Source organism: Azospirillum griseum, from assembly GCF_003966125.1.
Lineage (GTDB): Bacteria > Pseudomonadota > Alphaproteobacteria > Azospirillales > Azospirillaceae > Azospirillum > Azospirillum griseum.
This window is the reverse complement of the sequence record NZ_RXMA01000005.1, coordinates 27687-42953: the sequence shown is the minus strand read 5'-3', so window position 1 is coordinate 42953 and position 15267 is coordinate 27687. Positions and strand designations below refer to the sequence as shown.

General features: G+C 65.2%; 13 protein-coding genes. 12 read left to right on the top strand and 1 reads right to left on the bottom strand.

Going from position 1 to position 15267, the window contains the following annotated elements; genetic code table 11:
• Window positions 1–138: 138 nt before the first annotated feature.
• Window positions 139–1308 (top strand): methionine adenosyltransferase, encoded by a 1170-nt coding sequence (gene metK / locus EJ903_RS07230; protein WP_126613619.1) that lies wholly within the window; start codon window positions 139–141, stop codon window positions 1306–1308.
• A 103-nt stretch (window positions 1309–1411) separates the two neighbouring features.
• A complete protein-coding gene (trmB, locus tag EJ903_RS07225) occupies window positions 1412–2167 on the top strand; it encodes a tRNA (guanine(46)-N(7))-methyltransferase TrmB (protein WP_126613617.1) in 756 nt (251 codons plus the stop codon).
• Between the two features lie 46 nt (window positions 2168–2213).
• Here trmB and EJ903_RS07220 read toward each other — a convergent pair whose 3' ends face one another.
• Complete coding sequence (locus EJ903_RS07220) at window positions 2214–2540, bottom strand: antibiotic biosynthesis monooxygenase family protein (RefSeq protein ID WP_126613615.1); 327 nt, start codon at window positions 2538–2540, stop codon at window positions 2214–2216.
• A gap of 262 nt (window positions 2541–2802) precedes the next feature.
• Between EJ903_RS07220 and rimP the strand changes: the two genes are divergently transcribed.
• From rimP to EJ903_RS07170, 10 genes are all read left to right on the top strand, one after another.
• The gene (gene rimP, locus EJ903_RS07215; RefSeq protein ID WP_126613613.1) at window positions 2803–3294 is read left to right on the top strand and encodes a ribosome maturation factor RimP; all 492 of its coding nucleotides are present in this window, start codon (window positions 2803–2805) and stop codon (window positions 3292–3294) included.
• 53 nt (window positions 3295–3347) lie between these two features.
• Entirely contained in the window at window positions 3348–4880 is a 1533-nt protein-coding gene (nusA, locus tag EJ903_RS07210) for a transcription termination factor NusA (protein WP_126613611.1), read from the top strand.
• A 64-nt stretch (window positions 4881–4944) separates the two neighbouring features.
• The gene (locus EJ903_RS07205; RefSeq protein WP_126613609.1) at window positions 4945–5679 is read left to right on the top strand and encodes an RNA-binding protein; all 735 of its coding nucleotides are present in this window, start codon (window positions 4945–4947) and stop codon (window positions 5677–5679) included.
• Between the two features lie 21 nt (window positions 5680–5700).
• A complete protein-coding gene (infB, locus tag EJ903_RS07200; RefSeq protein ID WP_126613607.1) occupies window positions 5701–8538 on the top strand; it encodes a translation initiation factor IF-2 in 2838 nt (945 codons plus the stop codon).
• Between the two features lie 266 nt (window positions 8539–8804).
• A complete protein-coding gene (gene rbfA, locus EJ903_RS07195; RefSeq protein WP_126613605.1) occupies window positions 8805–9398 on the top strand; it encodes a 30S ribosome-binding factor RbfA in 594 nt (197 codons plus the stop codon).
• On the top strand, window positions 9388–10326 hold the full coding sequence (gene truB / locus EJ903_RS07190) for a tRNA pseudouridine(55) synthase TruB (RefSeq protein WP_126613603.1): 939 nt from the start codon (window positions 9388–9390) through the stop codon (window positions 10324–10326). Before rbfA ends, truB begins: the two co-directional genes overlap by 11 nt.
• 17 nt (window positions 10327–10343) lie before the next feature.
• Window positions 10344–10613 carry a 30S ribosomal protein S15 gene (gene rpsO, locus EJ903_RS07185; RefSeq protein ID WP_126613601.1) on the top strand — a complete coding sequence of 90 codons (270 nt, stop codon included), beginning with the start codon at window positions 10344–10346 and terminating at the stop codon, window positions 10611–10613.
• A gap of 314 nt (window positions 10614–10927) precedes the next feature.
• Window positions 10928–11572 (top strand): hypothetical protein, encoded by a 645-nt coding sequence (locus EJ903_RS07180; RefSeq protein ID WP_126613599.1) that lies wholly within the window; start codon window positions 10928–10930, stop codon window positions 11570–11572.
• A gap of 234 nt (window positions 11573–11806) precedes the next feature.
• Window positions 11807–13918: a polyribonucleotide nucleotidyltransferase gene (gene pnp / locus EJ903_RS07175; protein WP_126613597.1), complete on the top strand. Its 2112-nt coding sequence runs from the start codon at window positions 11807–11809 to the stop codon at window positions 13916–13918.
• A 286-nt stretch (window positions 13919–14204) separates the two neighbouring features.
• On the top strand, window positions 14205–15248 hold the full coding sequence (locus EJ903_RS07170) for a transporter substrate-binding domain-containing protein (RefSeq protein ID WP_158627891.1): 1044 nt from the start codon (window positions 14205–14207) through the stop codon (window positions 15246–15248).
• Window positions 15249–15267 lie beyond the last annotated feature (19 nt).

Below are 15267 nucleotides of genomic sequence, written 5' to 3'. Positions count from 1 at the left end.
AATGTGTTGATCGGGGAGATGGCTTGACCCCGGAGCGAATCCTTGTCACATACGCAGTGGGTCGGTGTCCTGCGGGCGCTGTACCGATCTGTCGTTTCGACTTGTGAAATAGCGCACCGCCAAAAGCCGAGGTTCCCCGTGGCTAAGCTGAACTACGTCTTCACCAGCGAATCCGTGTCGGAAGGCCATCCCGACAAGGTCTGCGACCGCATTTCCGACGCCATTGTCGACCTGTATCTGTCGCACGACCCGCAGGCCCGCGTCGCCGTCGAGACTCTCGCCACCACCAATCAGGTTGTTCTGGCCGGCGAAGTCCGTGGTCCGGACAGCATCAAGGCCGATCAACTGGTCGAGGTCGCCCGCGCGGCGGTGAAGGACATCGGTTACGAACAGGACGGCTTCCATTGGCAGAAGATGGACGTCAAGTGCTTGGTCCATTCCCAGTCCGCCGACATCGCCGTTGGCGTTGACGCCGCTGGCAACAAGGACGAAGGCGCTGGCGACCAGGGCATCATGTTCGGCTACGCCTGCCGCGAAACCCCGGCGCTGATGCCCGCCCCGATTTACTACTCCCACGCCATTCTGAAGTCGCTGGCCGAGGCCCGCCATTCGGGTGCCGCCCCGCAGCTTGGCCCCGACGCCAAGAGCCAGGTGACGCTGCGCTACGTCGATGGCAAGCCGGTTGGGGCCACCGCCATCGTGCTGTCCACCCAGCACGCCGAGGGGCTGAGCCAGGACGAGGTCCGCGAGATCGTCCGCCCCCACATCGTCAACTGCCTGCCCGAAGGCTGGATGTGCGACGAGGCGAACCTCTACGTCAACCCGACCGGCCGTTTCGTCATCGGCGGCCCGGACGGTGACGCCGGTCTGACCGGCCGCAAGATCATCGTCGACACCTATGGCGGGGCCGCCCCGCACGGTGGCGGTGCCTTCTCCGGCAAGGATCCGACGAAGGTTGACCGCTCCGCCGCCTACGCCGCCCGCTATCTGGCCAAGAACGTCGTCGCGGCGGAACTGGCGGAGAAGTGCACGATCCAGGTGTCCTACGCCATCGGCGTGTCGAAGCCGCTGTCGGTCTATGTCGACACCCACGGCACCGGCGCGGTGGACGAGGATCGTCTGTCGCAGGTGTTGCAGCAGCTCGTCGATCTCAGCCCGCGCGGCATCCGCACGCATCTGGGCCTGAACAAGCCGATCTACGCCCGCACCGCCGCCTATGGCCATTTCGGCCGCACCCCGGACGCCGACGGCGGCTTCTCGTGGGAAAAGACCGATCTGGTCGGCGATCTGCGCAGCGCGCTGCTCTGATCCGTTCCGTCCGGTTTCGGGCGATGTTGACGCAACAGGGGCCGTTCGCGGCCCCTGTTGTGTTTTATGAAGTCTGGATTTTCTTGAGACCCGTTTCACCGCCATGACCGACCCGATCCAATCCGCCGATCCCACCCATCCCGCGACCTCGGATGACGCCGAGTCCGGCGGGGTCAAGAACCGCGTCTATGGCCGCCGCAAGGGCCGTCCGCTGCACAAGCGCAAGACCGGCCTGCTCGACACGCTGTTGCCGACGCTCAGCATTCCCACCCCGCAGCGGGGCGACCGGCTGGATCCGCCGGGCCTGTTCGCTGTTCCGGTGACGGATGTCTGGCTGGAGGTGGGATTTGGTGGCGGCCATCATCTGGCGCGGGTGGCGGCGGACAACCCGTCGGTCGGGGTGATCGGGGCCGAACCTTTCATCAACGGCGTGGCCAGCCTGTTGGCGCTGGTCGAGGACGCCGGGCTGGAGTCGCGGGTGCGCGTGCTGGCCGACGACGCCCGCCCGTTGATCGATGCCCTGCCCGACGCGTCCATTGGTCGGGCCTTTGTGCTGTTCGCCGACCCCTGGCCGAAAACCCGCCACCACAGCCGCCGCTTCATCGGGCCGGAGAATCTGGCCCGCCTGTCGCGCGTGCTGAAGGACGGGGCCGAGCTGCGGGTGGCCAGCGACGACATGGGGCTGGTGCGTTGGAGCCTGGAACACCTGATGAAGCACCCGGACTTCACCTGGACCGCGCGGGTGCCGTCGGATTGGCGCGTGCGCCCGGCGGATTGGCCCGCCACCCGATACGAGGAAAAGGCGATCGAGGCGGGCCGCAAGCCTGTTTTCCTGCGCTTCCTCCGCAACCCGCGCTGACCCGTGTCGGCGGGGCGAGGGGTTCACCCGTCCCGCCGCATCCCGATCAGGTCGGGGCGGGTGATGCCGGATCGGGAACCGCGACCACCGCCGGGGCGAAATGCTCCACCAGCGGGAACGGGTCGTAAAAATGGTGAAGCAGCGCCTTCCAACCCGCGTAGCGCTCAGACCCCCGGAAGCCTTGCGTGTGGTCCTCCAGCCGGTCCCAATGGACCAGCAAAAGGTAACGGTTGGCAACCTCCAGACAACGCCGCACCTCCATCCCACGAAAACCGGGCGTGGCGGCGATCAAGGGCCGGGCCTCGTCCATCGCGCGTTCGAAATCCGGCTCCTGTCCTGGGCGAACCATCAGCAAAGCGGCTTCCAAAATCATTCGTCATCCCCGGCATCATCATGTCGCCACCCCAGCCTTGCTTGATGCGCGGGACAAGGCCAGGGAAAAAGCTTGCGGCGTCGGTGGGAATGACTATAGTCAGCCTCGTAAACCCATACGGAACGGCGGTCCGGGAAACCAGGCCGTCGGGACGCATTGCGGGTGGGCTTTTGCCCACTTATTTTTTTATCAGCGTGCGGCAACGCACGGGCAGGAGCCTGGCCCGGTCCAATCCCGGTCGCAGGCAGCAGGTTGGTTGAACATGGACGCATCAGGTCGCATCGAACAGATCATCACGCCGTCGGTCGAGGCCATGGGCTACGAAGTCGTGCGTGTCCAGATTTCGGGCGGCCAGCGGGCGGTTCTCCAGATCATGGCGGAGCGTGCCGATGGCGCGGCCATGACGGTGGAGGATTGCGCGGACATCAGCCGCTCTGTCTCCGCCCTGCTCGACGTCGAGGATCCGATCCGCGACGCCTACACGCTGGAGGTCAGCTCGCCGGGCATTGACCGCCCGCTGACCCGCCTGAAGGATTACGCGCGCTTTGCCGGTTTCGAAGCCAAGCTGGACACCCGGCTGGCGTCAAGCGATGGCCGCAAGCGCTTCCGAGGCATATTGAAGGGCGTCGAAGACGGCCTTGTGTGCATCGACACCGAACAGGGAGCCGCCCGGCTGGAATTCGACAACATCCTGCGCGCCAAGCTGGTTCTGACAGACGAACTGATCCGTGCCAGCCAGGAGTCGCAGGGCTGATCCAGCCCCTGCCCCGCCCCCAAGACCACACGCCGACCCAGGAAGTGTAACGGATGGAACTGCTGCAAGTCGCTGACGCGGTCGCTCGCGAAAAGAACATCGACCGGGACGAAGTCCTGGAGGCGATGGAGCAGGCGATTCAGAAGGCCGGTCGGTCCAAGTACGGCCACGAGCACGACATCCGCGCCCGCATCGACCGCAAGAGCGGCGACATCCACCTGACCCGCTATCTCGAAGTGGCCGAGACGGTGGAGAACGAGGCGACGCAGGTCACGCTGGCCTACGCCCAGCGCCGTAAGCCCGGTGCCAAGATCGGCGATTTCCTGATCGATCCGCTGCCGCCCATCGATTTCGGCCGCATCGCCGCGCAGACCGCCAAGCAGGTCATCGTGCAGAAGGTGCGCGACGCCGAGCGCAAGCGCCAGTTCAACGAGTTCAAGGACCGCAAGGGCGAAATCGTCAACGGTCTGGTCAAGCGCGTCGAGTATGGCAACGTCACCGTCGATCTGGGCCGCGCCGAAGCGATCCTGCGCCGCGACGAATTGCTGCCGCGCGAGCATTTCAAGAACGGCGACCGCGTGCGCGCCTACATCTACGACGTGCGCGAAGAGCCGCGCGGCCCGCAGATCTTCCTGTCGCGCACCCATCCGATGTTCATGGCGAAGCTGTTCGCCCAGGAAGTGCCGGAAATCTACGACGGCATCATCGAGATCAAGGCCGTCGCCCGTGACCCCGGTTCCCGCGCCAAGATCGCGGTGCTGAGCAACGACAGCTCCATCGACCCGGTCGGTGCCTGCGTCGGCATGCGCGGCAGCCGCGTCCAGGCGGTGGTCGGCGAGTTGCAGGGCGAGAAGATCGACATCATTCCGTGGGCCAGCGAGGCGGCGACCTTCGTCGTCAACGCGCTCGCCCCGGCCGAAGTGGTCAAGGTCGTGCTCGACGACGACAACCGCCGCATCGAGGTGGTGGTGTCGGACGATCAGCTGTCGCTCGCCATCGGTCGCCGTGGCCAGAACGTGCGTCTGGCCTCGATGCTGACCGGCTGGGACATCGACATCCTGACCGAACAGGAAGAGTCCGAACGCCGCAGCGACGAGATTCAGAACCGCTCCGGCCTGTTCATGCAGGCGCTGGACGTGGACGACGTCATCGCCCATCTGCTGGTCGCCGAAGGCTTCACCTCGGTCGAGGAAATCGCCTATGTCGAAACCGAAGAGCTGGCGGAAATCCAGGGCTTCGACGAGTCGGTGGCCGACGAGCTGAAGCAGCGCGCGCTGGCTTTCCTCGATGAACAGGAAAGCCAGGCCAACGAGCGCCGTCTGGAGCTGGGCGTGGAGGATGTGGTCGCCGAACTGACCGGCTGCACCGCCGCGCAACTGGTCAAGCTGGGCGAAAACGGTGTGAAGACGCTGGACGATCTGGCCGATCTGGCGGGCGACGAACTGGTCGAGATTCTCGGCAAGGACGGCCCGACCGAAGAGGAAGCCAACGAGATCATCATGGCGGCCCGCGCCCATTGGTTCGACGGCGAGGGCGCTGCGGCGGCCGGTGACGCCGACGCGTCGGGGCAAGGCGCTTCGGCGTGATGACGTCCCGCTGCGGCAACGCGGCTGTTGAGTTTGGGGATCGCGACGGGTGGATGACGAACGGATGACCGAGCGGAACGACGCAGAGGCACCGGACGCCACCGACGACACGATCCCGGAGGTGGTGGACCATCACCCGGCGGACGACGAGAAGGGGCCTTTGCGCCGCTGCATCGCGTCGGCCACGGTGGGACCGAAGGGCGGCATGATCCGGTTCGTGATCGCCCCCGACGGCACGGTGGTTCCCGACCTGGAGGAAACGCTGCCCGGTCGTGGCCTGTGGGTCACGGCGGATCGGGCGGCACTGGCCAAGGCCATGGGGAAGTCCGTCTTCGCCAAGGCCGCGCGCCGGGCGGTGACGGTGCCGCCGGATCTGGCCGAACGGCTGGACCGGCTGCTGGAACGGCGCTGCCTGAACGCGCTGGGGCTGGCCCGCCGTGCGGGTTATGTTCTGGCCGGGTATGAGAAGGTGCGCGAAGCGTTGCGCGGCAATCAGGTTGGTCGGTCGGGTCCCCCGCCCGCCCTCCTGGTCGAAGCCCGAGACGGTTCGCTCGACCAACGCGGCAAGGTGACGGCGCTCGCGCCGAACCTGCCGGTGATCGCGCTGTTCGCGTCGGCTGATCTGGCCGCCGCGTTGGGCCGCGATCACGCGGTGCACGCGGTGGTCGCGCAAGGACGGTTGGCCAAGAGCCTGGCGCGCGATGCGGCCCGGCTCTCCGGCCTTCGGGGGGCAGACGCCCCCGCTGTGTGTGATAAGGGCTTGGGAGTCGGCGATGGTGCCGACCGGCCTGCAATGTAACGACTGACGATTCGGGAACCGATGACCGACAGCAACGACCAGGACCAGAAAAAAGTCTTGCACCTCTCCGGCTCCGGCAAAGGGAAGCTGGAGTCGAAGAAGCCGGTCGAGACGCAGGTCCGGCAGAGCTTTTCCCATGGCCGGTCGAAAGCGGTGACGGTCGAGGTCAAGCGCAAGCGCCATGTTGAAAAGGGCGCGGTTCCCGGCATCGCCGACGGCGGTGCCGCCGCTCGCCAGGCCGCTCAGGGCCTGCCGATCCGTGGCCCGGCGGGGCAGCGCCCCCGTGGTGGCGCGCCGACCGGTGGCCGCAAGCTGACCAGCGAGGAGCTGGAAGCTCGCATGCGCGCCCTGCGCGGTGCCGCCCAGGAAGAAGAACAGCGCCGCATCGACGCGGAAGACGAGGCCGCCCGCGCGGCGGTCGCCGCCGCCGAGGCCGCTGAGGCCGCCGCCGTCGCGGCGAGCGCCCCCGCCCCGGTTGAAGAGATTGCGCCGATCATTCTGGACGCCGAGACCCTCCGCCAGCGTGAGCTGGAAGAGTTGCGCGCGATCCAGGAGGAGGAGCGGAAGGCCGCCGAAGAGGTGGAGCGCCGCCGCAAGGAAGAAGAGGCCCGCCGCAAGGAGGCCGAAGAGGCCAAGCGCCGCGAAGCCGAACCGGCCCCGCGCCGCGACGGTCAAGGTCGTGATGGGGGCCGTGACGGGGCTGGCCGTGATGGCGCCGGTCCGCGCACCGCTGGCGGTCCGAACCGCAACGCGGGCGACGCCCGTCCCGGTGCCGCCCCGGCCAACCGTCCGGCCACCACCGACAGCGCCCGCCCGGCCCCCGGTGCCGTCGCCGCTCACCCGGCCCGCGCCGAGGATGAGGACGACAACCGCCGCAAGGGTGGTCGTGGCGCTCCCGGTGCCGCGAAGGCCGCCCCGGCCCGTCCCGCCGCCAAGGCTCCGGCCGGTGGCGATCGCCGCAAGGGGTCCAAGCTGACCGTCTCGCAGGCGCTCAGCGACGATGGCAGCAGCGACCGCACCCGGTCCCTGGCCGCCGTCCGCCGCGCCCGCGAGCGTGAACGTCTGCGCATGATGAGCCGTCAGGAAACGGCGAAGGTCACGCGCGACGTCGTTCTGCCGGAAGTCATCACCGTGCAGGAACTGGCCAACCGCATGGCCGAACGCGGGGCTGACGTCATCAAGTCGCTGATGCGCATGGGCGTGATGGCGACGATCAACCAGACGATCGACGCCGACACCGCCGAACTGATCATTGGCGAGTTTGGCCACCGCGTCCGCCGCGTGTCGGAATCCGACGTGGAAATCGGCCTGCGCGCCGACGAGGAGGCGGATGCCGTCCTGGTGGCCCGTCCGCCGGTCGTCACCATCATGGGTCACGTCGACCACGGCAAGACCTCGCTGCTCGACGCGCTGCGTCAGACCGACGTGGTGTCGGGCGAAGCCGGCGGCATCACCCAGCACATCGGTGCCTATCAGGTGACGCTGGAGTCGGGGGCGAAGATCACCTTCATCGACACCCCCGGTCACGCCGCCTTCACCGAGATGCGCGCCCGTGGTGCCAACGTCACCGACGTGGTGGTGCTGGTGGTGGCCGCCAACGACGGCGTCATGCCGCAGACGATCGAAGCCATCCGCCACGCCAAGGCGGCGGGGGTGCCGATCATCGTCGCCATCAACAAGTGCGATCTGCCCGACGCCAAGCCCGAACGGGTCCGTCAGGAGCTGTTGCAGCACGAGCTGGTCGTCGAAGAGATGGGCGGCGACGTGCTCGACGTCGAGGTGTCGGCCAAGGCCAAGCGCAACCTGAACAAGCTGGAAGAGGCCATCCTCCTCCAGGCCGAAATCCTGGAGCTGCGCGCCAACGCCAACCGCACCGCCGAAGGCGTGGTCATCGAAGCCAAGCTGGAACGCGGTCGCGGCTCGGTCGCCACCGTGCTGGTCCAGCGCGGCACGCTGAAGGTCGGTGACGTGTTCGTGACCGGTGCCGAATGGGGCCGCGTCCGCGCGCTGATCAACGACCGTGGCCAGAACGTCGCCGAGGCCGGTCCGGCCGTTCCGGTGGAGGTGCTGGGCCTGAACGGCACGCCGATGGCGGGCGACGACTTCTCGGTCGTCGAAACCGAAGCGCGCGCCCGCGAAATCGCCGAGTTCCGTCAGCGCAAGAAGCGCGAAGCGACGGTGGCGGCGACCGCGCGCGGCTCGTTGCAGGACATGTTCAGCCGCATCCAGGCGGGCGAGGCCAAGGAACTGCCGGTCGTCATCAAGGGCGACGTGCAGGGGTCGATCGAAGCCATCGCCAGCTCGCTGGAGAAGCTCACGGCCGAGAACACCGAGGTCAAGGTCCGCGTCCTGCACAACTCGGTCGGTGCGATCAACGAATCCGACATCACGCTCGCCAACGCGTCGAACGCGATGATCATCGGCTTCAACGTCCGCGCCAACCCGCAGGCCCGCGATCTGGCCAAGCGCGACGGTGTGGAAATCCGCTACTACTCGATCATCTACAACGTGATCGACGACGTGAAGGCGGCGCTCACCGGTCTGCTGTCGCCGACGCTGCGGGAACGCTTCATCGGTTACGCGACGATCCGCGAGGTCTTCAACATCACCAAGGTCGGCAAGGTCGCCGGTTGTATGGTCACGCAGGGCACGGTCAAGCGCGGTGCCGGTGTCCGTCTGCTCCGCGACAACGTCGTCATCCACGAGGGCACGCTCAAGACGCTCAAGCGCTTCAAGGACGAGGTCAAGGACGTCCGCGAGGGTTACGAGTGCGGCATGGCCTTCGAGAATTACGACAACATCCTGCCGGGCGACCAGATCGAAGCCTTCGAAATCGAAGAGATCGCTCGCGAACTCTAAGCGGTGTTGGATCGCCCGCCCGTCTTCGGCCTGTTGCCGGGGACGGGCGGGCCTTCCTGTTTTGACGACCCTTGTTGCGGGTCGCGCGCTGCGGGTCGCACAACCCGATCAACGCCGATCCGTCCCGACCGCCCCCGGGCGGTCCCCAGCGGCGGCAACGCCATCCGAACCGACGCGCCCCGCCCTCGCCTCTCCGGCGACGCCACCGGACGCGGATCGCCCGGACGCCGTCCGACACGACACGACAGCGACGAAAGAATCTGCCCATGGCCAGCAAGAAGCGCGGCGCGGTCAACGCCGGAAAGCCCCCCTCCCAACGGCAATTGCGCGTCGGCGAGGAGTTGCGCCACGCGTTGGCCGAGCTGTTCCGGCGCGGCGATTTCTATGACCCGGAACTTTCCGCCTTCAACATCACCGTGACCGAGGTGCGGATCAGCCCCGATCTGGCCAACGCCACCGTGTTCTTCACCACGCTGGGCGGCGGCCAGATGGAGGAGGCGGCGGTTGCGCTGAAGCGCGCGTCGGTCTTCCTGCGCGGCCAGGTCGCCCGCATGGTCAATCTGCGCCACGCGCCGACCCTGTTCTTTGAGGGCGACACCTCCTTCGACTACGCCCACCACATCGACACCATCCTGCACAGCCCGGAAGTGGCCCGCGATCTCAGCGGCAAGGGGTTGGGCCGCGTCAACGGCGACGATGATCATGACGACGGCGATCACGACGACGACGATGACGATCGTGATGATGACGGCGACGAGGACGGCGACGATTGGGACGATGAGGAGGACGGCGAGGACGCCGACTCCGATGCCGACTCCGACGGGGACCACAGCGGCAAGGGCGCGCGCCGTGGCTCGTAAGCGCAAGGGCCAGCCGATCCATGGCTGGGTCGTGCTGGACAAGCCCGAAGGGCTGAGTTCGACACAGGCGCTGTCCAAGGTGCGGCGTCTGTTGAACGCCGACAAGGCCGGGCATGGCGGCACGCTCGATCCGCTGGCCACCGGCATCCTGCCCATCGCGTTGGGCGAGGCGACCAAAACCGTTTCCTACGCGATGGACGGGGCCAAGACCTACCGCTTTTCCATCCGCTGGGGCGAACGCACCAGCACCGACGACCGCGAGGGCGCGGTGATCGACCGGTCCGATCACCGCCCGACGGTCGAGGCCATCACCGCCGCCCTGCCCGCCTTCCTGGGCGAGATCGATCAGGTGCCGCCGCAATATTGCGCCATCAAGATCGACGGCGAGCGCGCCTATGACATCGCGCGCGAGGGCGATGTGGTCGATCTGGCTGCGCGGCGCGTGCGCATCGACCGCTTTGCCCTGGTCGAGGTGATCGACGCGGACCACGCGCTGTTCGAGGTCGATTGCGGCAAGGGGACCTATGTCCGCTCGCTGGCCCGCGATCTGGCCGAAGCGCTGGGCACGGTGGGCCATGTCCAACTGCTGCGCCGTCTGCGCGTCGGCTCCTTTACGCTGGACAACGCGATTTCCCTGGACGAATTGGCGGCCATGGAGCAAGGTGCCGCCGTCGAACGACTTCTGTTGCCGATCAAGACCGCGCTGGACGACATCCCGGCGCTTGCCTTGACCGAAGCGGAAGCGCACCGACTGAGACACGGCCAGACGGTGGCTCTCCTCACCCGACAGGACCGCGAACGCCTTGAGGCGCTTCGGGGGGCTGTTGGCGGGGATGGCACCGTCATTGCGCTTTGCGGCGAGACGCCGGTGGCGCTGGCACGGGTCGAGGGGGCGGAGGTCCGTCCGGTGCGCGTGCTCAACCTTTGAATTTGTAGGAGACCCCGATGTCGATTACGCCCGAGCGTAAGGCCGAGCTGATCAAGGAATACTCGCGCGGTGAGAACGACACCGGTTCGCCGGAAGTCCAGGTCTCGATCCTGACCGAGCGGATCAGCAACCTGACCGAACACCTGAAGAGCCACAAGAAGGACTTCCACTCCCGCCGTGGTCTCCTCGTGATGGTCGGTCAGCGCCGCAGCCTGCTTGATTATCTGAAGAAGAAGGATCAGGGCCGCTACGCCACGCTCATCGAGCGTCTGGGCCTGCGTCGTTGATTGCTAATTGAATTGGCTTGCGAGCAGACTCTTGTTGTGATTCAATTCACAGGGTGTTAGCGAGGGAAACGCTTATGACAGTGGCCGAGCAGGCACTTAAGAAAATACCTTTTGCAGAAAGATTGCGAAGGATTTTCTTGTCAAATTGGTCCCCCCCATTTGACCATGTTCGATTTGAGAGTCGACTTGAATCGAATTTAGGGAAAATGCGAAACGTAATGAGCGAGACATTTGAGGACCTTGAAAGGCGTTGTAAAGCGCCACAATAGTTCTCTTGCCTGCGGATTTCCAACTTCTCAAGGAACAGCCCGGCAGTGCCGGGCTGTTTTTTCACAATGCCAGATGAATTAGAACAGTTTCTTTTGGAAAGTGATGAACTTCAAAAACGCCGTTTTGCCGCCTGGCATAGGGCAGCGGCAAGAGTGTGTGATGAGCTTGCCTTAAACGTTAAAAATAAATGCGACGTTGACGGCGAACTTTTTGCTCTTCGTCATGATTTGCTGGAGGAAGCATTTGCGCTTTATCTCCAGCATCTTGACGGTTTCAAGTCCGCCATGGATATGGATGGAAGTAGAATAAATCACGCTAAAATTTCAGCTTTAACAATAATTTGCGTCCTTGAGCGAAAGCCCATCGTAAATATATCTGATGCAGTAGCGCACCTTCCGAATGTGCAATTTGCAAACACATTTTTTGCTCTCACCCTCGGCGCTAGTATTCTTGATATTGACATGGAGCGCATTCCTGTTGAAATGCGAAGCATGCTAATGATTTCTATGCTGGATCTTGATATGGTTCAGGAGGGATGGCGCAATGGTGGGATTATAACCGAGCCAGAGCCACCTTTTTCGTTTTCTAGGCGTCTTCGAATGCTAATCACTATTATGACTTTGGTGAAGGCCGCATACGCGAGCATTGACACCGAGAGTGATGAGAAGAAAGCTAACGAGAAATCGTAAAGACTTAAAATTACTCGCAGTTCGTGTTTTATCAATATGGAAATATTGTGTTAAGAAGCCAATATGGGTTACGTTGCTTTTTATCACATATGGAATTATGTTCAATTAGCGACCTAAGGTCGAGATGTTTAACGTTTCGATCAAATCGTGTTGAATACGGGGTCCTACGACTAACGACCCCGGCTCTGGGCGGCAATCCGGTCGTCTCGGGTGTCGGATGGAAGGAAAGACTCAATGTTTACAGTTCACCGTAAAGAAATCGAATGGGGCGGCCGCAAGCTGGTTCTGGAAACGGGCAAGATCGCCCGTCAGGCTGGCGGCGCTGTGATGGTGACGTATGGCGACACCACCGTTCTCTGCACCGCCGTCGCCGCCAAGGCGCCGAAGCCGGGCATCGATTTCTTCCCTCTGACGGTCAACTATCAGGAAAAGGCGTTTGCCGCTGGCAAGATCCCCGGTGGGTTCTTCAAGCGCGAAGGCCGCCCGACGGAAAAGGAAACGCTGGTCAGCCGCCTGATCGACCGTCCGATCCGTCCGCTCTTCGTTGAGGGCTTCCGCAACGAAACGCAGGTCATCTGCACGGTTCTCAGCCACGATCTGGAAAACGACCCCGACATCGTGTCGATGGTCGGCGCGTCGGCGGCCCTGACGCTGTCGGGCGTGCCGTTCCTCGGCCCGATCGGTGCGGCCCGCGTCGGGTACAAGAATGGCCAGTTCATTCTGAACCCGACCGCCGACGAGATCACCGACTCCGATCTGAACCTCGTCGTCGCCGGGACCACCGAAGGCGTGCTGATGGTGGAATCGGAAGCCAAGGAGCTGACCGAAGAGGTCATGCTCGGTGCCGTTATGTTCGGCCACAGTGGCTTCCAGCCGGTCATCGACGCGATCATCGAGCTGGCCGAACTGGCCGCGAAGGATCCGTGGGACATGCCGGAGCCGGCCTATGACCGCAAGGCTCTGAAGGCCCGCCTGCGCGACACCGTCGGTGCCGACGTCGAGGCGGCCTACACCGAAACGGTCAAGCAGGTCCGTTACGAAAAGGTCGGGGCCGCCAAGGCCAAGGCCCTGGAGACGCTGGCGGGCGAGTATGAGGCCCAGCAGATCGCGACCGAGTTCAAGGACCTGGAAGCCGACATCCTGCGCGGCGCGGTTCTAAAGACCGGCCGCCGCATCGATGGCCGCGACACCAAGACCGTCCGCCCGATCGTGTCGGAAGTCGGCGTTCTGCCGCGCGCCCACGGTTCGGCGCTGTTCACCCGTGGCGAAACCCAGGCGCTGGTCGTGACCACGCTGGGAACCAGCCAGGACGAGCAGATCATCGACGCGCTCGAAGGCGAATACCGCGAGCACTTCATGCTGCACTACAACTTCCCCCCGTACTCGGTGGGTGAAGCGGGCCGCATGGGGTCGCCGGGCCGCCGCGAAATCGGCCATGGCAAGCTGGCGTGGCGCGCCATCCACCCGCTGCTGCCGAAGAAGGAGGATTTCCCCTACACCCTGCGTGTGGTGTCGGAAGTCACCGAGTCGAACGGCTCTTCGTCGATGGCCACCGTCTGCGGCACCTCGCTGTCGCTGATGGACGCCGGTGCGCCGCTGGCGCGTCCGGTCGCGGGCATCGCCATGGGCCTCATCAAGGAAGACGACGGCTTTGCCGTGCTGTCGGACATCCTGGGTGACGAAGACCATCTCGGCGACATGGACTTCAAGGTGGCGGGGACCGAAGTCGGCGTCACCGCGCTGCAGATGGACATCAAGATCACCTCGATCACCGAAGAGATCATGAAGATCGCCCTGGCCCAGGCCAAGGACGGTCGTCTGCACATCCTCGGCGAGATGGCCAAGGCGCTGACCGGTGCCCGCGACGGCGTGAACGAAAACGCCCCGCGCATCACCGTCATCAACATCCCCAAGGAAAAGATCCGCGACGTGATCGGCTCCGGCGGCAAGGTGATCCGCGAGATCGTCGAGCAGACCGGTGCGAAGATCGACATCGACGATGACGGGACCGTCAAGGTTTCGGCGGTCGATCAGAAGAAGTCCGACGCCGCCATCGAGTGGATCAAGGGCATCGTCGCCGAGCCGGAACTGAACGTCGTCTACACCGGCAAGGTGGTGAAGGTCGTTGATTTCGGCGCGTTCGTGAACTTCCTCGGTTCGCGCGACGGTCTGGTCCACATCTCCGAACTGGCCCCGCAGCGCGTGGCCAAGGTGTCGGACATCGTGTCCCAGGGCGACGCGGTGAAGGTCAAGGTCATCGGCTTCGACGATCGCGGCAAGGTCAAGCTGTCGATGAAGCAGGTCGATCAGGCCACCGGCGAGGATCTGACCAAGAAGGCGGAATGATCCGCTGACCGGTTCGGGCGGTGACGGGCCTTGCGCCTGTCTCGCCTGTGACGGTCTGAATCGGGCGTTCTTTCCGGGGCTGTGGCCCATGGGAAGAGCGCCCGTTTCGTTTGCGCCCTTTTCTCTCATTGGCATCCGGGGCCGGCCGTCAGCCGGGGCGTGCGCCTGCGGCGGCAACCCCGGCGTTAATCACGCATTCACCGTGCAAAAAATAGACTCAGCCGCGATGGACCGGTGTCCCGCGCGCAAGACCGCGCGCGGCGGTCCGCACCGGACGGATGGGCCGATGACGATCCTGAGGACGATCCGATGTCTGGCGCTGCGGATGCTGTGTCTGGCCGTGCTGTGTCTGGCCGCCACGCCCCCCGCGTCGGCGGGCACGTTGGAACGGGTGCGGGCGGCCGGGATTCTGCGCTGCGGCGTCACCGCCGCCGGTCTGGGGCTGTCGGCGCTGGACGAGGCGGGTGTGTGGCGCGGCTTCTTTCCCGACCTGTGCCGCGCCGTCGCCATCGCCACCCTGGGGCGGGACGATCCGGTGGTCTTTGTCGAGGTCGGGGCGGAAAACCGCTTTTCCGTGCTGCGCGACCGGCTGGTCGATGTGGTGATGGACGCCGCGACCTGGACGCAGGAGCGCGAGCACAGCCAGGACGTTGCCTTTCCGGTGGTGTATCTGTTCGACACCCAGGCGGTGATGGTTCATCGCGCCTTGGGCATCGCCGCCTTGCCGCAGGCGGCCGGGGGGAGCGTCTGCGTGGTGGACGGGACCATGGCGGCCAGCGGGATCGACGGTTGGATCGCCCGCAGCGGGACCCGCCTGATGGTCAAGCGCTTCCGCTCCACCGAAGGGGCGCTGGGGGCCTTCTTCAACCATCATTGCGATCTGTACACCGGCCACCGGCTGGCCCTGCACGGGCAGCGGGCGCAAAGCGCGCCCAGCCCGCAGGACTACACGATTTTGCCCGACGCGATCACCCGGACGCCGCTGTCGCCGATGGTGCGCAACGACGACCGGGCGTGGGAGGCGATCATCCGCTGGACCGTGCTGGCGCTGCTGGCGGCGGAGGAAAAGGGCGTCACCAGCGCGAACGCCGCCGCTCGAAAAAGCACCGGCGACGCCGAAACCCGCCGCCTGCTGGGGGGCGTCCCCGGCTTTGGCCAGGATTTGGGCCTGGATGACGGCTGGGCCTTGCGGGTGATCGGCTGGGTCGGCCATTACGGCGAACTGTACGACCGCCACCTTGGCCGCCGCTCCGATCTGGGGATCGAACGCGGGGCGAACGCCCTGTGGAACGCCGGGGGCCTCCACCAGGCCCCACCGCTGGGCGGCTGATCCGCCGGAACAGTCTCAG